The following is a 20,193-nucleotide window of genomic DNA, read 5'->3' as shown; positions in this document are numbered from 1 at the left end:
CGCCGCTTACGCCGTCGCGGCACGGGGGTGCAGCCAGCGCGGCAGCAGCTCGTCGGGGTCGAAGGCGGCGTCGGGCTCGACGCGGATACCGCACGCCGCCAGGCGCTGGCGCAGCGAGCCATCCCGCCAGGCCTCGAACAGCTCGCCGCAGCCGCCCACCCGCTGCCCCCCGATGAAGATCTGCGGAATGGTAGCGGCCCCGGTGCGCGCCGCCAGCACCGGTCGCACCCGGCCGCCGAGGTCGTCGGCCTGGCAGGCCACCGAGTCGAGTTCGACGCTCAGGTAGGCGATGCCGAGCCGGTCGAACAGCCGGCGTGCCGACCAGCAGAACTCGCACCAGGCCAGGGAAAACATCACCACCCGAGCCCGGGCCAGGCTGTCGTCGACGAAGCGTTCGGCCTCGGCATCCCGGGTCGCGACTGGCTCGGCCGCCGCAGGGGCAGGCACCGGCGCGGCCGTGGGTCGATCGAAGCGATAGCCCGAGGTGGAGTGCGACAGGGCCAGCTCCTCCTCGTTCATCTCGTCCTCGACGCCCGCGAAGAGCGGCGTGGACTGATAGCGCTCGCCGGTATCGGGCAGCATGCAGACGATATGGCTCCCCGGCGGCGCGCGGCGCGCGACTTCCAGGGCCGCGGCCAGGGTGGCACCGCCGGAAATGCCGGCGAAGATGCCCTCCCGGCGCGCCAGGGCGCGGGCCAGGCGCAGCGCCGCCTCGCCGGCCACCGGCACCACCTCGTCCACCAGTTCCTCGGCCACTGCCTGCTGGGTGAGCGGAGAGATGAAGTCGGGGCTCCAGCCCTGCATCAGGTGGGGGCGGAAGCGCGGGTGGCTCGCCCCCGTCGGCTGGGCCAGGCCGCTGCCCAGCAGCGGAGCATTGTCCGGCTCGGCCACTACCACGCGAATGCGCGGATCGGCCGCCTTGAGCGTGCGAGCCACGCCCTTGAGGGTGCCGCCGGTGCCGAAGCCGGTCACCCAGGCGTACAGCGGCTCGTCCTGGAAGTCGTCGAGGATCTCCCGGGCCGTGGTGCGGCTGTGCACCTCGGCATTGGCCTCGTTCTCGAACTGGCGACACAGGAAGTAGCCGTGAGCCTCGGCCAGCTCGATCGCCTTGGCCAGCATGCCGCTGCCCTTCTCGGCGGCCGGGGTCAGCACCACCCGCGCGCCCAGGAAGCGCAGCAGGCGACGCCGTTCCAGGCTGAAGTTCTCGGCCATGGTCACCACCAGCGGGTACCCCTTGCGGGCGCACACCATGGCCAGGCCGATGCCGGTGTTGCCGCTGGTGGCCTCGACCACCGTCTGACCGGGACGCAGCGCCCCGCTGCGCTCGGCCGCCTCGATCACCGCCAGCGCCATGCGATCCTTCACCGAGCCCATGGGATTGAAGGCCTCCACCTTCACGTGCAGGTTGACCTCCGGCGGGGCGAGCCGGGCCAGGCGGACCAGCGGCGTGCCGCCGATGGTCTCGAGGATGCTTTCGTGGCGTGCCATGGTGAGTCTCCTTCGCTTTTTTTGGGGGTGCACGCCAAGCATCGTCAGTCGCCGGGGAAGCGGGCGTGGAAGCCAGCGTGGTTTTTGCGCCTCACCGCAGGCGCGCCGCCGTGGAAAAGCGAGGCCTTCACAGGAGGAGCCGGCGCAGGGCGGGCTATACTGAACAGGTTGTCACTGGTGTGGCGCTGCCACCCGGGGCGAGAAATGAACGCACTGACCCTCAACCTGCTGGGCGATCTCGAACTGCGTCGGGACGACCAGCCTGTGGCGCTTCCCCCCTCGCGGAAGACCCGTGCCCTGCTCGCCTACCTCGCCCTGCACTCCCGCCCCTTCAGTCGCGAGCACCTCTGCGAGCTGTTCTGGGAACTGCCCGACGACCCGCGGGGCTCGCTGCGCTGGAGTCTCTCGAAGCTGCGTCGACTGGTGGATACCCCGGGCCGGTGCCGGCTCCTCGCCGACCGGCTCTCCGTCGGCCTGGATGTCTCGGACCTGGACATCGACGTCACTTCACTGCAGCGGCTGGTAGCCGGGGGACTGACCCAAGCCCCGGCCGACACCCTCGAGGCCGCTGCCGTCCGCTACCGAGGGCCCCTGCTGGAAGGCCTCGACCTGCCCAACTTCCATGACTTCCACAGCTGGTGCCTGGCCGAGCGGGAGCGCGCCATGCGCGCCCAGTCGCTGCTGCTGGCGACGCTGGTGGAGCGGCTGCGGGAGCAACCGGAACGCGCCCTGCCCCACGCCCAGGCACTGGTCAGGCTCTCGCCCTTCGACGAGTCGGCACGCGTCCGCCTGGTCGGCCTGCTGCAGGCATTGCACCGTCCCCGGGAGGCCGAGCAGCAGTATCAGCTCGGCATGCGGCTGCTCAGGGAAGCCGGCATCCCCGTCTCGGGTGCCCTGCCCGGGGCCCGCCGGGCAAGATGCGAGCCGCCCGAACCCTCCATCGCGTCGACGCCTCACGGCGAGGCCGCTGCCCCCGAGACCGACGGCGTGGCGGCGCGACTGGCCGAACTCGACCCGGACACCCTGGAGGTCGTGCGCTGGGCGGCGGTGCTCGCCCCGGACATCGAGGTCGCCGCCCTCGGCCGCTACACGGGGCTGGCCAGCAGCCGCCTCGGTGCCGGCCTGGAAGTGGCCGAACAGCGCGGGCTGCTGGCCACCGGCGACGGCTGCCTCGGCTTTACTGATCCCGAGTTGGCCGACGCGGTCTATGTGGCGATCTCGCCGGCGCGTCGTCAGATGATGCATCGCCGGGTCGCCGATGGCCTGGCGCTGGCGGCGGTGTGCGACCTCGACCATGCCGCCGCCCTCGCCCATCACGCCCAGCGCAGCGGTGATCCCGACCTCGCCGCCGACGCTCTGGTCACCGCCGGGCGTCTCTGCCTGCGCTTCTTCGCCAACGACGAGGCCCGGCGCCTGGCACGTCGTGGCCTCGCCCTGGCCGAGCACCTCTCCGGCGTGCGGCGGGTCTGCCTGCTGCTGGAGCTGCGCGAGATCCAGCTCAGTGCCGCTCCCCTGGCGGACTGGGAAGCCACCGCCGAGGCGCTGGTGGAGCTGGCCGAGCAGGCCCTGGAGCATGGCGCCCTCGCCCACGCCAGGCTTGGCTACCACCTGGCCAGCCACGTGCGCTGGGCGCACGGCCAGTGGATGACCGCCCGGGAGGAGGCCCTGCAGGCAGAGCGCGTGACGCGCAGCGCCAGCGACGCCGAACAGGTCATCGCCATGGCCGAAACCGCCCGCTGCCTGGCCATGCTGGAGCGCGACCTCGACCAGGCCCGCGCCCGGCTGGCCAATGCCCGAGAGCTGGCGAGCCAGCGCCGGATCAGCCATCCGGCCCTGCCCATGGCCCAGGGGCTGCTGGCCTGGCATGAGGGACGCCTGGGCGAGGCCGAATCGGCGCTCAAGGAGGCGCGCACCCTGTGCAAGGCGAGCGGGGATCGGCTCGGGGAGTTCCAGGCCAACGAGTCGCTGATGATGATGGCGATCGAGCAGGGCCAGCCCGCGCCGGCGCTCTCCCGCAGCCAGGCGCTGCTCCTGCTGGGCGAACGGCTGCGTGACGGCAGCGAGGCGCCCTTCGCCCAGGCCGCCCTTGGCCTGTGTCGGCTGCTCATGGACGACGACCCCGAGCCCCTGGGCGGTGCCCTCGGCGCACTGCGCGACGCCGACGCCAGCCACCGCCTGGCCTGGGTGCTGAACCGGGCGGCGCTGCTCCACCTCGAGCGTGGCCGACCCGCCGAGGCGCAGTCGGCCGCCGCGGAGGCCCTGGCGCACGCCCTGGCCCTGGAGCGGGCCAGCGAGCAGCTGCTCGCCCACGGAATACTGGCCGCCGCCCTGGGTGCCCTGGGCGAACGCGCGGGCGCTCGGCACCACGCCAGGGCCGCCGCCGAGCTGCTGCAAGGCCCAGTCGCCGACTGGGCTCGCCACCGCGTCGTCGAGCTGGTCGCCACGCCCGCGGCCGAGGGCGGCGTGGAGTGCGACCCATGATTGACGTCTTTCTCGAGCGATGCTTCGAGCGCTCGCTCGAGGTGGCGTTCGTGCAGGAAGTGACCCTGGCAGCGCAAGACTGCTTCGACCTGCACCGGATCCAGTGGCAGGGCAGCCTGCTGGCGCGCGATGGCCGCCGCCTGGTCTGCTACTTCCGGGCACCGGACACCGAAGCAGCGCGCTTCACGCTTCGCCAGGCCGGCGCCGAGGTCGCCGGGCTCTGGGCCGGCACGCTCCATGACGCTCCCGGTGAAGACCCGTCGACGGCCAACGTGCTGGTGGAGCGTGCCTTCCCGGCGCCGGTGACCCTCGCGGCGATCCAGGCGATCGAGGATGCCGGCGCGGCCTGCCTGCAGAACCATCGCGTGCGCTTCGTGCGCACCTGCTTTTCGCTGGACCGACGGCGCATGCTCTGCCTCTACCGCGCGCCGGATGCCGAGTCCGTCCGCCTCGCCCAGCGCCTGGCGGGCATGCCCCTGGAACGCGTCTGGGCCTTCCGGCAGGTGCTACCCCCGCCGGAAAATTCCACTCCCCACCACTGAAAAAACCACGGCGCCTCCCACGCTGGGTCTCACGCGCCCCTCGCATTCTGGTTCCCGAGACCTACGGCAATCCGCCGCTGGGCTCGCCCACCCCAACAATGCGAGGAGAGACCCCATGCAGACCGCCATTCAGCCAATCGACAACGGCGTCAACGTCACCGCCCTGCTCGGCGCCCGCGAGGCCCTGACCCAGGCCCCCGAGGCCGCCCGCTTCATCTGGCGCGCCCACTGCGACTGGGTACGTGGCACCCACAGCCAGATCGCGGTGGAGGATTTCCACGGTCTCGGCGAGACCCAGCACCATCAGCGTCGCTTCACCTTCGAGGTGGACCATCCCGAGGTCTTCGCCGCCGAGGACCACGGCCCCACCCCGGTGGAGTACGTGCTGGTCGGCCTGGCCGGGTGCCTCACCGCCGGCATCGCCGCCGTGGCCCAGCACCGCGGGATCCAACTGCGCTCGATGCGGGCCAGCGTGGAGGGCAGCATGGATATCCAGGGCATCCTCGGCATGGACCCCGAGGTGCGCAACGGCTTCGACGATATCCGCGTGAGCTACGAGATCGATGCCGACGCCAGCCGTGCGGAGATCGAGGCGCTGGTCGCCCAGTCCCAGAAGCGCTCGGCGGTCTACGACCTGCTCACCAATCCCACCCACGTCATGGTGACCGTGAAATGAACCCAGGGCGCTCACGCCCGCTGCATCGCCCGGCCCGCGCCGTGACCGTCCTGGTCATCGGCGCGGGACACGCCGGGCTCGCCATGGGCCACCACCTGGCGCGGCGCGGCATCGACCATGTGATCCTGGAGCGGGGCGAGGTGGCCAACGCCTGGCGCCACGAGCGCTGGGACTCGCTGCACCTGCTCACCCCGAACTGGGAGTGCCGGCTCCCCGGCCGGGCCTACGCGGGGCCCGACCCCGACGGCTACCTGAGCATGCCCGAGCTGATCGCCTTCCTGGATGACTACGCCCGGCGGCTGGCCTCGCCGATCCATACCGGCACCCGGGTGACGGCGGTGCGGGCGGTGGACGACGGCTACCGGGTGGAGACCGACCATGGCACCTGGCGCTGCCGGGCGGTGGTGATCGCCACCGGCGCCTGCCAGGTGCCGGTGGTGCCTGCCCTGGACGCGGCCCTGCCGCCCTGGATCACACGCCTGACCCCGCGGGAGTATCGTCGCCCGGACCGGCTTCCGCCCGGCGGGGTGCTGGTGGTGGGCGCCTCCGCCAGCGGCGTGCAGCTGGCCGACGAACTCCAGCGCAGCGGTCGGCCGGTGACCCTGGCGGTGGGCGAGCACCTGCGCCTGCCACGGCGCTACCGGGGCCGTGACATCGAGTGGTGGCTGGATGCCACCGGCCTGCTCGACCAGCGCTTCGACGAGGTGGACGACATCGCCCGGGCGCGGCGCGTGCCCTCGCCCCAGCTGGTGGGCGGCTCTGCGCCTCGCGACCTGGACCTCAATGTGCTGAGCGAGCGCGGCGTGCGCCTGGTGGGACGCCTGGCAGGGCTTTCCGGCACCCGGCTGCAGTTTGCCGGCTCCCTGGCCATGCACGCCACGGCGGCAGACCTCAAGCTCGCCCGGCTGCTCGACAACCTGGACGCCTGGGCGCTCGCCCACGGATGGCACGAGGCCCTGCCCGCCCCCGAGCGTCCGGCGCCGACCCGGCTGCCGGCGCGTCCCTGCCTGGGCCTCGACCTGGCCGACGGCGAGATCCAGACGGTGCTCTGGGCCACCGGTTACCGGCCAGACTACACCTGGCTGCAGGCCCCGGTGCTCGATGCCAGGGGCCGCCTGAAGCAGCAGGGTGGCGTCGTCGCGGCCCCCGGGCTCTATGCCATGGGCCTGCCATTCATGCGCCGGCGCAAGTCAGGGGCCATCCACGGCGCCGACGATGACGCCCGCGAGCTCAGCGACCACCTGGTCGCCGGACTGGCAGGGCACCCCACCGCGGGCAGGCAGCGACGGGAGCCCTATGGATTTCCCCTCCCTGCCCGGTGAGGTCATGGCCCTGGGCCAGGATGTGCTCACCGAGGGGCGGCGCCGCCGACGGGACGACTAGGATATAGTGGGAAGCGAGTCGGCCCGACAGGAGGAGGCGTGTGCACGAGGAGGCAAGAAAGGGCCGCCGACGGCGTGGCCCCCTGTGGCTGTTGCCAGGCCTGCTTCTGGGCCTGCTGCTGTCGGGCTGCAGCGCGCTGGAGCGCCAGCACGAGGCCCTGCGGGTGCTCGGCGACCTGGCCGCCGGCGAGGGACCGAGCCGGCTGAAACAGCGCGTCCCGCCGCCCGATCGTGAGCGACTGACCTACGCCGTGGAAGGACGCCACTATGTGGCGGACCTCTACCATCCGCCGGCGCCACGCCGCGGGACCCTGATCCTGGTCCATGGCCTCACCGAGTCGGGCCGGCATGATCCACGCCTGATGGCCTTCGCCCGCACCCTGGCGCGGGCCGGTTTCACGGTGCTGGTACCGGAGCTCGACGGCCTGAGGGACTTCTCGGTCGGCACAGGCGACGTCCAGGGCATCGCCGATGCCATTCGCCACGCCGACGCCGCGTTGCCCCTGGCCGAGGCGGGCCCGGCACTCGCCGCCATCAGCTTTGCCACGGGGCCGGCGCTGCTGGCTACCATGCAGCCGGACATCGCCCACCGGGTGCGCTTCGTGATCGCCGTCGGCGGCTATTACGACCTGACCGACACGCTGCGCTACGCCACTACCGGGGAGGACCGCGGCGGCGCCGGCCTCCGGGCGCCGCCGCCCCATCGAGATGTGCGCTGGGCCTTGCTGCGCAGCCAGCTCCACCATCTGGAGGATCCCGAAGATCGTGAGCGCCTGGAGTCCATCGCGCGACGTCGTCTGGCGAACGACGAAGCGTCTGACCCCAAGGTGGCCGACCTGGGACCCCAGGGGAGGGCGCTGTATGCGCTGGTGACCAATCGCGACCCGGCACGGGTGACGTCGCTGCTCCGGGCCCTGCCACCCTCGCTACTCGACCAGTTCGACGCGCTGGATCTCGCCTCCCGCGATCTCGCTGCCCTGGAGGCGAGGCTGGTGCTGGTTCACGGGCCGGACGACCGGGTGATTCCAGTCAGCCACTCGCGGCGGCTGCGGGACGCGCTTCCTACCGGCCAGGCACGGCTCTTCGAGGCCGGCGGGCTCGGCCACGTGGAGGTCTCATCGCACTGGCGAGACGCCTGGACGCTGTGGCGGGCGATTCATCATGTGCTCAAGCTGGGCGAGGATGAAGGCACGACGCGGTAGCCGGAAGCGGTCCTCCTGCGAGCCAAGGACGCGAAGGCGACGACGGCCCCTCGCCGTCGAGCCGCCCTCAGGCATTGAAGACCACCCGGCCGAGCTCACTGAGGTCATACCCCCCCAGGGCCGCGGCGCGCTCGGCGAAGCGCGGCTCCCCGGCAAAAGCCAGCAGCCGCTGGATCGGCGGCTCGAAGTAGCTGCGCCGGCGCAGGGCCAGGTCGAAGGCCTCCTCGTGGAGCGGCACGAAGGCCAGCCCCTGGCGGCGCGCGGCCGCCTCGATGCCGAGCCCGGCATCGGCCTCGCCCTGGCGGATCGACAGGGCGAGGTCGTCCTCACTGAGCGAGGGGTGTCCGGCCAGGGCCAGGCGCTCGCTGTCGATCCCCTCCCGCACCAGCAGCAGCCCCAGCAGCCGCGCCGCGCCGGCGTCGGGCTGGCGGTGGGCGACCCGTACCTCCGGACGCACCAGGTCGGCCAGCTGCCGGATGCCCAGGGGGTTGTCCGGTGCCAGCAGCAGCCCCTGGCGGCGCCGCGCCCAGCGCACCATCACCAGGTCACGCATGCCGCCGAGGCCCAGCCTCGCCGGCTCGTTGTCGCGCCCGCTCTCCGGGTCCAGCAGGTGCAGGCCGGCCAGCATGGCATCGCCGGCCAGCAGCCGCCGGACCCCATCGCCGCTACCGTGGCAGAGCAGCGCCAGCCCCGAACCACTCTCGCGCACGGCCCACTCCAGCAGCGGGTCCTGACTGCCCGCCAGGACACCCGGCACGGGCCGACGGCTCGCCTGGTCCCCCTCCAGGTGGCGCATCAGCCACAGGTCGAGGCTCTGGCGGGGAAACAGCAGCTTGCCGGTCACCCGCACGCAGGGGATCTCCCCCTGGCGCACCAGGTCGTAGACCTTGCGCTCCTTGAGGCGCAGGTAGTCGGCCACCTCGGCGGTGGTCAGGTAAGCGTGGGTCGAGCCACTCTCCATGGGGCATCTCCGGTCCTGGCGGCGCAGCGGCGTTAATCATGCACAAGGCTGCATGGATTCCAACGATGGGTGCGAAGCGCCGTCTCAACGCACAGAATGCAATGACAATAACAGGAGAACGCAATGCCCGCCGATGCCAACGCCTTCCAGACTGCCCTGGCCCTGATCCTGGGCATGGACCCGGTGCTGCTCGGCATCGTCGCGCTCTCCGTCCAGGTCTCGCTGAGCGCGGTGCTGATCGCCTCGCTGTTCGCCCTGCCCCTGGGCGCGGCGCTGGCGCTGTGGCGCTTCCCCGGGCGCAGCGTCATCATCGTGGCACTCAACGCCCTGATGGGCCTGCCGCCGGTGGTGGCGGGTCTCAGCGTCTACCTGCTGCTCTCCCGGGCCGGCCCCCTGGGCCAGTTCGGGCTGCTGTTCACTCCCACCGCCATGGTCATCGCCCAGGTGATCCTGATCCTGCCGATCATCGCCGCACTGACCCGCCAGCAGATCGAGGAGCTCCACGGCGAGTACCGCGACCAGCTGCGCTCGCTGGGGGTCTCCCGGCCGCGCATGATGCCCACCCTGCTGTGGGACGCCCGCTTCTCGCTGCTCACCGTGATACTGGCCGGCTTCGGTCGCGCCAGCGCCGAAGTCGGCGCGGTGATGATCGTCGGCGGCAACATCGATGGGGTTACCCGGGTGATGACTACCGCCATCGTGCTGGAGACCAGCAAGGGCAACCTGCCGCTGGCCCTGGGTCTCGGCCTGGTGCTGCTGGGGCTGGTGCTGCTGATCAACGCCGCCGCCCATCTGGTCGGCGAGACGGCACGCCGGAGGCTGGGATGAACGACATGCTGCGGACCGCCACCGCTACCGATATCGCGCCTCTCGACTTCGAGGCGGTGAGCGTCACCCACCGCGACCAGCTGCTGCTGCACCCGCTGAGCCTGCGGCTGACGGGCTGTCGGCGCACCCTGGTGATGGGCCCCAACGGCGCCGGCAAGAGCCTGCTGCTGCGCCTGGCCCATGGCCTGCTCGTTCCCAGCGCGGGCCGGCTCCTGTGGGAGGGCGAAACGCCCCGCCAGGCCATGGTCTTCCAGCGCCCGGTGCTGCTGCGTCGCTCCGCCCTGGACAACCTCACCTACACCTTGGCCGTCACCGGCACGCCCCGTGGCGAACGCCGTGAGCGGGCCCGGGCGGCACTGGCGCGCTTCGGCCTGGCCGCGCTGGAGAAGCGCCCGGCCCGGGTGCTCTCCGGCGGCGAGCAGCAGCGCCTGGCCCTGGCCCGGGCCTGGCTGACCCGCCCCGAGGTGCTGTTCCTGGATGAGCCCACCTCGGCGCTGGACCCGGCGGCGATCCGGGCCGTGGAAGCCGCCGTGCTCGACTTCCACGGGCGCGGCACGCGCATCGTCATGACCACCCATGACCTGAACCAGGCGCGCCGCCTCGCCGACGAGGTGGTGCTGCTCTACGGCGGAAGGCTTATCGAGCACACCCCCGCCGAGCGCTTCTTCGCTGAGCCGCAGACCCCTGAGGGGCAGGCCTTCCTGCGCGGCGAGCTGGTCTGGTAGCCACCGCTCCAGGGGATCTGGCCAACAGCCATTCCAACAGCCATTCCAACAACCATTTCAACAACCAGGAACCACCGATGATGGAACGCCCCCTGGCCCTCACCACCCTGGCCCTGGCCGTGCTGTGCGGCCTGGCCGGCATGAGCCCGGCACAGGCCAGCGACGACCATATCGTCCTGGCCTCCACCACCTCCACCGAGCAATCCGGGCTCTTCGGCCACCTGCTGCCGGCCTTCGCCGAGGCCACCGGCATCCAGGTACGGGTGGTGGCCGTGGGTACCGGCCAGGCCTTCGAAATCGCCCGGCGCGGCGACGCCGACAGCCTGCTGGTCCACGACACCAGGGGCGAAGAGACCTTCGTGGCCGAGGGCTTCGGCACCGAGCGCGCCGACGTGATGTTCAACGACTTCGTGCTGATCGGCCCCGGCGATGACCCGGCCGGCATTGCCGATGCCGAGACGGTGGCCGAAGCCCTGGCGCGGATCGCGGATGCCCAGGCAGCGTTCACCTCCCGGGGCGATGACAGCGGCACCCACCGCGCCGAACAGCGGCTATGGAAGAGCGCCGGCATCGAGCCTGGCGGCGCCTGGTACCGCGAGCTCGGCAGCGGCATGGGCCCGACGCTCAATACCGCCGCCGCCATGGACGCCTACGTGTTGAGCGACCGCGCCACCTGGGTCGCCTTCCAGAATCCACAGAACCTCGCGCTGCTCTTCGAGGGCGACGCGGCGCTGTTCAATCAATACGGCAGCGTGCTGATCGACCCCGAGCGCCATCCCCACCTCGAGCACGACCTGGCCGAACAGTGGCACCGCTGGCTGCTCTCCGACGAGGGCCAGCAGGCCATCGCCGACTTCGAGGTCAACGGCGAGCCGCTGTTCTTCCCCAATGCCCACTCCGACTGACCCGAAACATCCGACAAGCGGCCGAGGCGCTCTTCGCACTCGGCCGAATCCGTCAGGCTCCCGTGATTTGATACGATAGGGCTAATGTCACTATCCGGGCCCCCTTTTCGGACAAAAGGAACCGTCCATGTCACTGCTCAGGGCTTTATCGGTGACCGGCCTGCTGGTCGGCACCCTGTTCTTCGCCTTCTCCCTCACCCCCAGCCTGCTGCCGCGGCCCTGGCTGGTGCAGGGGGTGATCAGCGGACTCTCCTTCGCCGCCGGCTACGGTCTGGGGATCGGTGGCCACTGGCTGTGGCACTACCTGGAACTGCCCGAGCCCGGCAGGCGCCTCCTCCAGCGCATCAAGCTGGTGGCCAGCGTCTTCTGCCTGCTGGCGGCCGGGGTCTTCCTGTGGCGAGCCTCCGGCTGGCAAGAGGGCATCCGCACGCTGATGGAGATGGATCCGGTGGACGGTACACGTCCCATCAGCGTGGCCCTGGTCGCCTCGCTGGTCTTCATCGCCGTGCTGCTGCTGGCCCGGCTGTTCCGCCGCACCTTCCGCTCGCTGTCACGGCGCCTGCGCCGCCACGTGCCCCGGCGGGTCTCCCATATGGTGAGCCTGGTGGCCGCCATCGTGCTGTTCTGGGCCGTCATCGACGGGGTGATCTTCGCCCTGACCCTGCGCGCTCTGGACAACTCCTACCAGCAGGTCGACCGGCTGATGCCCGATGACATCGACCCACCCACGGACCCGCAGCTGTCCGGCAGTGACGCCTCGCTGATCAGCTGGGAGGGACTCGGCTTGCGGGGCCGCCGCTTCATCACGGCCACGCCCGGCGCCGATCGGTTGAGCGAGGTCCTGGGCGAGCCGGCCCAGCGCCCGATCCGCGTCTACGTGGGCCTCAACGCCGCCGAGACGCCCAAGGAGCGCGCCGAGCTGGCCCTGGCGGAACTGATTCGGGTCGGCGGCTTCGAGCGTTCGCTGCTGCTGCTGGCCACCCCCACCGGGCGTGGCTGGCTGGACCCCGGCGCCCAGAACACCCTCGAGGCCCTGCACCGCGGCGACGTGGCCACCGTCACCGCCCAGTACTCCTACCTGCCGAGCCCACTGGCCTTGCTCACCGAGGGGGAGTACGGCGTCGAGATGGCCCGCGCGCTCTTCCAGGCGGTCTACGACCACTGGTCCGCGCTGCCGCAGGCCGAGCGCCCTGCCCTCTACCTGCATGGCCTGAGCCTGGGAGCGCTCAACTCGGACAGCGCCTTCGACCTCTACGACATCATCGACGACCCCTTCCAGGGCGCCCTGTGGAGTGGCCCCCCCTTTCGCAGCGACACCTGGCGCAGCGTCACCGCCGACCGCGACCCGGGCTCCCCGGCCTGGCTGCCCCGCTTCCGAGACGGCCGGGTCGTGCGTTTCATGAACCAGCACACCGACCTGTTGGACCATGACGAAGACTGGGGAGACTTCCGTATCGCCTACCTGCAGTACGCCAGCGACCCGGTGACCTTCTTCGCACCCAGTTCGCTCTACCGCGAGCCCGACTGGATGCGCGAGCCGCGCGGCCCGGACGTCTCCCCGGACCTGCACTGGTACCCCATCGTCACCATGCTGCAGCTGCTCGCCGACCTGGCCACCGGCAGTGCCCCGCCGGGGTATGGCCACGAGATCGCCGCCGAGCACTACATCGATGCCTGGGTGGCCCTCACCGAACCCGACGGCTGGTCGGAGGCGGAACTGGAGAGGCTCAAGGAGTATTTTCGTCGCTGACCTATCGGATATATCTCTTCAGCTCATCCGCAAATTCACTTCGTAACCGCGTCCACTCCATCTTGAACCAGGGCGTATAGCGTTCCGGACGCGAGACCAGCTCGGCATCCAGCCTTGCTGGCGATATCCAGCACCAGTCGGCGATTTCCTGGCGGTTGGGGCGTGGCTCCTTGTCACTGATCCCCAGATAGACCCAGCACAACTCGTGCTCGGCTCCGCTCGAGTCGTACTGAGCCTGATAGCGGAACTTGTAGAGGTAATCGAGCTCCGCCTCGATGCCGACCTCTTGCCATAGTCGCCGGTGAACCGCCTCGTCCATGCGCTCGCCTCGGCGTGGATGGCTGCAGCAGCTGTTGGACCAGTAAAGCGACCACAAGCGCTTGCCAGCCGCGCGCTGCTGAAGAAGAAGCTCACCGTCATGGTTGAACACGAACAGCGAGAAGGCACGATGCAGCACACCGTCGCCTTCGTGGCACTTGTCTTTGCTCAAATGCCCCAGCTCCCTGTCCTCGTCATCGACCAGGATCAGCTCCTCATCATCGAAGGAAACGGTCTCGTCGCGCTCGCTTGCGCCTGTTTTACCCAATCGTCACCTCCATGGACTACTGATCGCCATTGCGTAGCAGTCGACCATCAATTGCAGTCGGAAAATCGCCACCCACACAGGGCTCGGAAGACCAGGCACTCAGTTCCGGACTCGGCCCCGAAAGTGGCCTGAGCGGCAACCCCCTGGTCACACCGCTGAACAGCAGCTTGAGCATCCCGTCATGACGTGCCGCCAGGCTAGTACTGACGATGGTGGCCTTGACGGTGCGTCGTGACACCTTGACCTGTTGGCCAGTGCGATACGTTGGCCGAGCATGTATCCGCCTGAGTGTGAGCACGGCAAGGCCAATGGCCCATAAGCAGAAGCGCTTGATGCCCAGCTCCTGCGGTGGAATCAACAGGGTGTAGTGAAAGGCGTTACGTAAATGGGCATGCGCAATACCGATCATGTAGCCCAGTGCCTCTGCGAATTCATGGTCGTTGCGTCCCGGCGTCATGCTGGCCAAATCCACACCAAGTTCCCGAAACTCCTTGCGCGGTAGCCAACAGACGCCACGTTGCCAATCATCCCACAGGTCCTTGAGTATATTGGTGAGCTGCAGGCCCTCTCCGAACGAAGGCGCCAGGACCAGCATCTCGGCACGCTTCTCATGTATTGGGCCTGAATGCTGGCAGAATAGCTCAGTGAGCATTTCACCCACGACGCCTGCCACGTGATAGCAGTAGCGGTCCACCTCTCCCAGGTCAGCCAAGCCTTCCAGGCTGGCATTAGCCTGATAGCGGCCCATGCCCCGGCACATGATGCTCACGCACTTGACCAGTACGAGTTGTTGTGGCGCAGGGAGACTGTGGGTGCAGCGCACGATCAATGACGTCTTGGCCATCAACTCTCGCTCATCCGGCGACGTGGCTTCAGAGAGTAGCGGCGTGACCTGCCTGGCGAAATTCTGGGCCTCTTCCTCCCCTCTCAGCACCGCCAGAAACCGTTCATGGAAGTCGGCCTTCTGTAACGCGCAAAGCGACGGTTCGTCCTCCAGGGTGTCCGCAATACGGCAAAGCAGGTAGGCATTGGTCACCACCTTGCGCAGGTCGGCCGGGAGCTGAGGGATGGTGAAGGCAAAGGTGCGTGAGACCCCGGGCAGGATCTTGTCCTGGTAGGCTTCCGCCTCTGCAATCCTGGAAGTCGTCGAAGCGAAACTGGCCATAGCAGAACACTGATTCCTATGTGGCTATTGACCGCGATCGGTCATCTCTCCCTGCTGTATTTGCAAGCTGCCAGGCAGGCTGAAAAAGCAGGCTATCACGCCTGCTTTCGATAGAATACCGATGTCCAGCTCACGCTGAAGCGGCCGCCCCCGCCACCTCCAACCGTCCCAACAGACCCTCGAGCTCGTTGCTGATGAAGCGCGCCTCCACGCACTCCTGCAAGTGCCCCTCGGCGAAGCGCAGGAAGCCCAGCGCCGCGTGGGAGAGGCGGCGGTCGCGGCGCACGATGAATTGCCAGTGGCTCTCGATGGGCAGGCCCGCCACCGGCAGGATAGTGATATCGGGATGCTCCGGCGGCAGCACGTGCTCGGAGAGCACCGCGAGCCCCATGCCGGCGGCGACCCCCACGCGGATCGCCTCGTTACTGGCCATCTGCAGGGTCGGCCCCAGGGTCAGCCCCTGCTCCTGCAGCCAGCTCTCGAACAGCATGCGGGTGGCCGAGCCGGGTTCGCGCAGCAGGAAGCGCTCCGCCAGCAGCTCATCCATGGTGATGTGCTCGCGCCCGGCCAGTCGGTGCCCACGGGGCGCCACCGCCACCAGCGGGTTGCGCAGGAAACGCCCGGCCAGGGCATGGGCCAGCGATGGCGGATGGCTGAACACATAGAGGTCATCCTCCTGGCGCTCGAAGCGGGTCAGCATCTGGCGGCGGTTGCCGATATGCACGGTGACATCGACCTCGGGAAACGCCTGGCTGTAGGGGCCGAGCAGGCGCGGTAGCACGTACTGGGCGGTGTTGACCAGGGCGATGGAGAAGCGCCCCCGCTCGCCGCCGCGCAGCGCGGCCAGGTAGTCGTCGAAGTCGGCGAAACGTCCCAGTACCTCGCGGCTGGCCCGGTAGAGTTCGGCGCCCGCCTCGGTAGGCACCAGCCGCCCCTGGCGACTCTCGAGCAGCGGCTCGCCCACCGCCTCGGCCAGCCGCTTGAGCTGCTGGGAGACGGTAGGCTGGGTAAGGTGCAGTCGGCGCGCCGCTTCGCTGATCGAGCCGGCGCCGACCACCGCCACATGGACCTGCAGCAGCCGGAAGGTGAAGTGTCGGATATTCATGTCGGACCCCGGCATATAGATAATCATCTATACTGCATTGCATTTAAAACAATTGGTATCAATAAGCCCGGCTCCGCACAATCCGCAGCGTTCCTGCTACCCGACGCTGAGAGTCCCCCATGCCCGATATCGTGGTGATGTTCTTCCTGCTCGGCCTGCTGGCCGGCGTGGTGAAGTCCGACCTGGCCATCCCCAAGGCCGCCTATGACACCCTGAGCCTGCTGCTGATGCTGACCATCGGCCTCAAGGGCGGCATGGCGCTCTACGGCAACCTGGGCTGGTCGCTGGTGCCGGAACTGCTGGCCGTGGCCGCCCTCGGCGCGCTGATCCCGCTGGTGCTGATGCCGGTGCTGCGCCGGCTGGTGCGGCTCTCCCCCGCCGACAGCGCCAGCCTCGCCGCCCACTACGGCTCGGTGAGTGCGGGCACCTTTGCCGTGGCGCTGGCCTTCGCCGAGGGGCGCGGCCTGCCGATCGGCGCCGAGGTCACCCTCTATCTGGTGATGATGGAGCTGCCGGCGATCATGGTGGCCATCGCGATCTTTCGCCGATACAAGGGCGCCGAGCCCGGCGAGGCGATGCAGGGCATCTGGCACGAGACGCTGACCAACCGCGGGGTGATCCTGCTGGCCGGCGGCGCGGTGATCGGTGCCATGTACGGCCCCATGGAGGGCGCCAACGTCACCGACCTGCTCACCGGCGCCTTCCACGCCGTGCTCGCCCTCTTCCTGCTGCAGATGGGCCTGACCGCCGCCGAGACCCTGCGCCCCATCCCCTGGCATCACTGGCGGCTGCTCACCTTCGCCCTGGTTGCCCCGCCCCTGCTGTCCCTGGCCGGCCTGGCTGTCGGCCTGGCACTGGGCCTGCCCACGGGCTCGCTGCTGATCCTCACGGCACTGGCCGCCAGCGCCTCGTATATTGCCGCCCCGGCCGCCATGCGCACCGCCATTCCCCAGGCCAACATCGGTCTGGCGATGCTCGCTGCCCTGGGCTTCACCTTCCCGCTCAACGTGATCGTCGGCATCCCGCTCTACCACCATCTGATCACCTTGCTGGCCGGGTAAGGCTCTTAGTGGGCAGCCATGTCGGCTGCCCCTCTTCCTGCGTTCATGAGTTGCGTTCCTGAGTTGCGTTCCTGAGTTGCGTTCCTGAGTTGCGTTCTGAGTTGCGTTCTGAGTTGCGTTCTGGGTTTCTCCCTCGCCTCCATGCCCCAGAGATTGAGACATTCGTCTAAGCCGTCAATGGCTGCACTTTACGTTAACGTCAACCTGACCTAGTCTTGTGCCATCACGGTTTTACCACCCGACGCGCCCCGTTGTGCCCGCCCGCCTCCCGCCGCGGAGCCAAGGCGCCACGATACCCGACAAGAATGGAGCCCCGCTCATGCATACGCCCTACCAGCCCCTCGACTTCGGCCTCGACGACGAACTGAACATGCTGCGCGACCAGGTCAACGCCTTCGCCCGCGACGAGATCGCCCCGCGCGCCGCCGAGATCGACGAGAAGAACGAGTTCCCCAACGACCTCTGGCAGAAGTTCGGCGACATGGGCCTGCTCGGCATCACCGTCTCCGAGGAGGATGGCGGCACCGGCATGGGCTACCTGGCACACTGCATCGCCCTGGAGGAGATCTCCCGGGCCAGCGCCTCGGTAGGCCTCTCCTACGGCGCCCACTCCAACCTCTGTGTCAACCAGCTCAAGATCAACGCCAGCCCCGAGCAGAAGGCCAAGTACCTGCCCAAGCTGATGACCGGCGAACACGTCGGCGCGCTGGCCATGTCCGAGCCGGGTGCCGGCTCCGACGTGGTCTCCATGAAGCTGCGCGCCGAGAAGCGCGGCGACCGCTACGTGCTCAACGGCAACAAGATGTGGATCACCAACGGTCCCGACGCCCATGTGCTGGTGGTCTACGCCAAGACCGACCCGGCGGCCGGCTCCAAGGGCATCACCGCCTTCATCATCGAGAAGGACATGCCCGGCTTCACCACCGCCCAGAAGCTCGACAAGCTGGGCATGCGCGGCTCCAACACCTGCGAGCTGGTGTTCCAGGACTGCGAGGTTCCGGAAGAGAACATTCTCGGCGAGCTGAACCGTGGCGTGCGCGTGCTGATGAGCGGCCTCGACTACGAGCGCACCGTGCTGGCCGCCGGCCCCATCGGCATCATGCAGGCCGCCCTGGACATCGTGGTGCCCTACGTCCACGAGCGGAAGCAGTTCGACCAAGCCATCGGCGAGTTCCAGCTGGTGCAGGGCAAGATCGCCGACATGTACACCACCCTGAACGCTTGCCGCGCCTACCTCTATGCGGTGGCCGCCGGCTGCGATCGCGGCCAGACGTCCCGCAAGGACGCCGCCGGCGTCATCCTCTACTGTGCGGAGAAGGCCACCCAGGTGGCGCTGGACGCCATCCAGCTGCTCGGCGGCAACGGCTACATCAACGAGTACCCCACCGGTCGCCTGCTGCGCGATGCCAAGCTCTACGAGATCGGCGCCGGCACCAGCGAGATCCGCCGGATGCTGATCGGCCGCGAACTCTTCAACGAATCAAAATAAGCTAGAAGCTGGAAGCTTGAAGCTGTAAGAGGCGACGACTCTCCCCACGGGGTTTCTTCCAGCTTCCGGCTTCAAGCTTCCGGCCCATCTCGGAGAGATGTATGGCAATTCTGCAGACCCAGATCAATCCGCGCAGCGACGGCTTCCAGACCAACGTGGCGACCATGCGCGCCGAGGTGATGAAGCTGCGCGAGCTGACCGCGGCCATCGCCCAGGGCGGCGGTGAGAAGGCGCGCGTGCGCCACGAATCTCGCGGCAAGCTGTTCGTGCGCGACCGCATCGACCACCTGATCGACGAGGGCTCCCCCTTCCTCGAGTTCTCGGCGCTGGCCGCCCACGAGATGTACGATTCGTCGATTCCCGCCGCCGGCGTGGTCACCGGCATCGGCCGCGTCAACGGCGTCGAGTGCGTGATCGTCGCCAACGACGCCACCGTCAAGGGCGGCACCTACTTCCCGCTCACCGTGCGCAAGCACATCCGCGCTCAGGAGATCGCCCGCAAGCATCGCCTGCCTTGCATCTACCTGGTCGACTCCGGTGGCGCCTTCCTGCCCCGCCAGGACGAGGTCTTCCCGGATCGCGACCACTTCGGCCGCATCTTCTACAACCAGGCCACCCTCTCCGCCGAGGGCATCCCGCAGATCGCCGTGGTCATGGGCTCCTGCACCGCCGGCGGCGCCTACGTGCCGGCCATGGCCGACGAGTCGATCATCGTCCGTGAGCAGGGCACCATCTTCCTGGGCGGCCCGCCCCTGGTGAAGGCCGCCACCGGCGAGAGCATCAGCGCCGAGGACCTGGGCGGCGCCGACGTGCACGCCAAGAAGAGCGGTGTGGCCGACCACTACGCCGAGAACGACGCCCACGCCCTGCAGCTCTGCCGCGCCTGCATCTCGCGCCTCAACTGGCAGAAGCGCGGTCAGCTGAAGATGCAGGAACCCAAGCCCCCGCGTCTGGACCCGAGCGAGATCTACGGCATCGTCGGTACCGATCTCAAGAAGCCCTATGACGTTCGCGAGGTGATCGCGCGCATCGTCGACGACTCCGACTTCGACGAGTTCAAGCGCTACTACGGCGACACCCTGGTCACCGGCTTCGCGCATATCCACGGCTACCCGGTGGGCATCGTCGCCAACAACGGCGTGCTGTTCTCCGAATCGGCGGTCAAGGGCGCCCACTTCATCGAGCTGTGTGCGCAACGCAAGATTCCGCTGATCTTCCTGCAGAACATCACCGGCTTTATGGTGGGCTCCAAGTACGAGCACGAGGGCATCGCCAAGCACGGTGCCAAGCTGGTCACCGCGGTGGCCTGCGCCCGGGTGCCCAAGTTCACCGTGCTGATCGGCGGCAGCTTCGGCGCCGGCAACTACGGCATGTGCGGCCGCGCCTACGACCCCAACCTGCTGTTCATGTGGCCGAATGCCAGGATTTCCGTCATGGGTGGAGAACAGGCCGCCGGCGTGCTGGCCCAGGTCAAGCGCGAGCAGATCGAGCGCGAGGGCCGCGAGTGGACGAAGGAGGAAGAAGAGGCCTTCAAGCAGCCCACCCGCGAGCAGTACGAGCACCAGGGCCACCCCTACTACGCCAGCGCGCGGCTGTGGGACGACGGGGTCATCGACCCGGCCCAGACCCGCGACGTGCTGGGCCTGTCGCTGGCCGCGGCCATGAATGCCGAGGTCGAAGAGACCAAGTTCGGCGTGTTCCGGATGTAATCCCCTTGCTTCGCAAGGGAGCTGGAAGCTTGAAGCGATAAGCTGGAAGACTCCTCCTCACGCTGCAGCGGCAAGGTATCGGGGTTTCTTCCAGCTTCCAGGCGCGAAGCGCCGCTCTTCCAGCTTCCAGCTTTGCTA

General features: G+C 68.9%; 17 protein-coding genes. 12 read left to right on the top strand and 5 right to left on the bottom strand.

The genetic code is table 11. The features are described from left to right. Positions 1-6: 6 nt before the first annotated feature. Positions 7-1,488: a pyridoxal-phosphate dependent enzyme gene (locus tag ACM26W_RS08995; protein WP_416140493.1), complete on the bottom strand. Its 1,482-nt coding sequence runs from the start codon at positions 1,486-1,488 to the stop codon at positions 7-9. Between the two features lie 204 nt (positions 1,489-1,692). On the opposite strand from ACM26W_RS08995, the gene ACM26W_RS08990 reads away from it, so the two are divergent. From ACM26W_RS08990 to ACM26W_RS08970, 5 genes are all read left to right on the top strand, one after another. Then, complete coding sequence (locus ACM26W_RS08990) at positions 1,693-3,969, top strand: BTAD domain-containing putative transcriptional regulator (protein ID WP_416140492.1); 2,277 nt, start codon at positions 1,693-1,695, stop codon at positions 3,967-3,969. Next, on the top strand, positions 3,966-4,511 hold the full coding sequence (locus tag ACM26W_RS08985; protein ID WP_416140491.1) for a DUF4242 domain-containing protein: 546 nt from the start codon (positions 3,966-3,968) through the stop codon (positions 4,509-4,511). Before ACM26W_RS08990 ends, ACM26W_RS08985 begins: the two co-directional genes overlap by 4 nt. A 115-nt stretch (positions 4,512-4,626) precedes the next feature. After that, on the top strand, positions 4,627-5,187 hold the full coding sequence (locus ACM26W_RS08980) for an OsmC family protein (protein WP_416140490.1): 561 nt from the start codon (positions 4,627-4,629) through the stop codon (positions 5,185-5,187). Further along, complete coding sequence (locus ACM26W_RS08975; RefSeq protein WP_416140489.1) at positions 5,184-6,509, top strand: NAD(P)-binding domain-containing protein; 1,326 nt, start codon at positions 5,184-5,186, stop codon at positions 6,507-6,509. The genes ACM26W_RS08980 and ACM26W_RS08975 overlap by 4 nt, the downstream gene beginning before the upstream one ends. 101 nt (positions 6,510-6,610) lie before the next feature. Next, complete coding sequence (locus ACM26W_RS08970; protein ID WP_416140488.1) at positions 6,611-7,771, top strand: hypothetical protein; 1,161 nt, start codon at positions 6,611-6,613, stop codon at positions 7,769-7,771. A 67-nt stretch (positions 7,772-7,838) separates the two neighbouring features. Here the strand turns inward: ACM26W_RS08970 and ACM26W_RS08965 are convergent, their stop codons facing one another. Continuing rightward, positions 7,839-8,732, bottom strand: a complete 894-nt coding sequence (locus tag ACM26W_RS08965) for a substrate-binding domain-containing protein (protein WP_416140487.1) — start codon at positions 8,730-8,732, stop codon at positions 7,839-7,841. 123 nt (positions 8,733-8,855) lie between these two features. Between ACM26W_RS08965 and ACM26W_RS08960 the strand changes: the two genes are divergently transcribed. The 4 genes from ACM26W_RS08960 to ACM26W_RS08945 all read left to right on the top strand — a co-directional run bounded on the left by ACM26W_RS08960 (position 8,856) and on the right by ACM26W_RS08945 (position 12,940). Further along, a complete protein-coding gene (locus ACM26W_RS08960) occupies positions 8,856-9,560 on the top strand; it encodes an ABC transporter permease (RefSeq protein WP_416140486.1) in 705 nt (234 codons plus the stop codon). Beyond that, on the top strand, positions 9,557-10,285 hold the full coding sequence (locus tag ACM26W_RS08955; protein ID WP_416140485.1) for an ATP-binding cassette domain-containing protein: 729 nt from the start codon (positions 9,557-9,559) through the stop codon (positions 10,283-10,285). Before ACM26W_RS08960 ends, ACM26W_RS08955 begins: the two co-directional genes overlap by 4 nt. 77 nt (positions 10,286-10,362) lie before the next feature. After that, positions 10,363-11,190, top strand: coding sequence for a substrate-binding domain-containing protein (locus tag ACM26W_RS08950; protein WP_416140484.1), 828 nt, complete (start codon positions 10,363-10,365; stop codon positions 11,188-11,190). A gap of 127 nt (positions 11,191-11,317) precedes the next feature. Next, positions 11,318-12,940 (top strand): alpha/beta hydrolase, encoded by a 1,623-nt coding sequence (locus tag ACM26W_RS08945; RefSeq protein WP_416140483.1) that lies wholly within the window; start codon positions 11,318-11,320, stop codon positions 12,938-12,940. 1 nt (position 12,941) lies between these two features. On the opposite strand, the gene idi is transcribed toward ACM26W_RS08945, so the two are convergent. From idi to ACM26W_RS08930, 3 genes are all read right to left on the bottom strand, one after another. Beyond that, on the bottom strand, positions 12,942-13,526 hold the full coding sequence (gene idi, locus ACM26W_RS08940) for an isopentenyl-diphosphate Delta-isomerase (protein WP_416140482.1): 585 nt from the start codon (positions 13,524-13,526) through the stop codon (positions 12,942-12,944). Positions 13,527-13,542: 16 nt separating this feature from the next. Continuing rightward, entirely contained in the window at positions 13,543-14,691 is a 1,149-nt protein-coding gene (locus ACM26W_RS08935; RefSeq protein ID WP_416140481.1) for a phytoene/squalene synthase family protein, read from the bottom strand. A gap of 130 nt (positions 14,692-14,821) precedes the next feature. Continuing rightward, complete coding sequence (locus ACM26W_RS08930; RefSeq protein ID WP_416140480.1) at positions 14,822-15,796, bottom strand: LysR family transcriptional regulator; 975 nt, start codon at positions 15,794-15,796, stop codon at positions 14,822-14,824. Between the two features lie 119 nt (positions 15,797-15,915). Here ACM26W_RS08930 and ACM26W_RS08925 point away from each other — a divergent pair, with 119 nt between their 5' ends. The 3 genes from ACM26W_RS08925 to ACM26W_RS08915 all read left to right on the top strand — a co-directional run bounded on the left by ACM26W_RS08925 (position 15,916) and on the right by ACM26W_RS08915 (position 20,055). Continuing rightward, on the top strand, positions 15,916-16,857 hold the full coding sequence (locus tag ACM26W_RS08925) for a sodium-dependent bicarbonate transport family permease (protein WP_416140479.1): 942 nt from the start codon (positions 15,916-15,918) through the stop codon (positions 16,855-16,857). Positions 16,858-17,176: 319 nt separating this feature from the next. Then, a complete protein-coding gene (locus ACM26W_RS08920; RefSeq protein WP_416140478.1) occupies positions 17,177-18,346 on the top strand; it encodes an isovaleryl-CoA dehydrogenase in 1,170 nt (389 codons plus the stop codon). Positions 18,347-18,447: 101 nt separating this feature from the next. Next, positions 18,448-20,055 carry a carboxyl transferase domain-containing protein gene (locus ACM26W_RS08915; RefSeq protein ID WP_416140477.1) on the top strand — a complete coding sequence of 536 codons (1,608 nt, stop codon included), beginning with the start codon at positions 18,448-18,450 and terminating at the stop codon, positions 20,053-20,055. The last annotated feature ends 138 nt before the right edge of the window (positions 20,056-20,193 follow it).

It is taken from the genome of Halomonas sp. HK25, from assembly GCF_047795635.1.
Classification (GTDB): Bacteria; Pseudomonadota; Gammaproteobacteria; order Pseudomonadales; family Halomonadaceae; genus Halomonas.
This window is presented reverse-complemented; position numbering and strand designations above follow the sequence as displayed.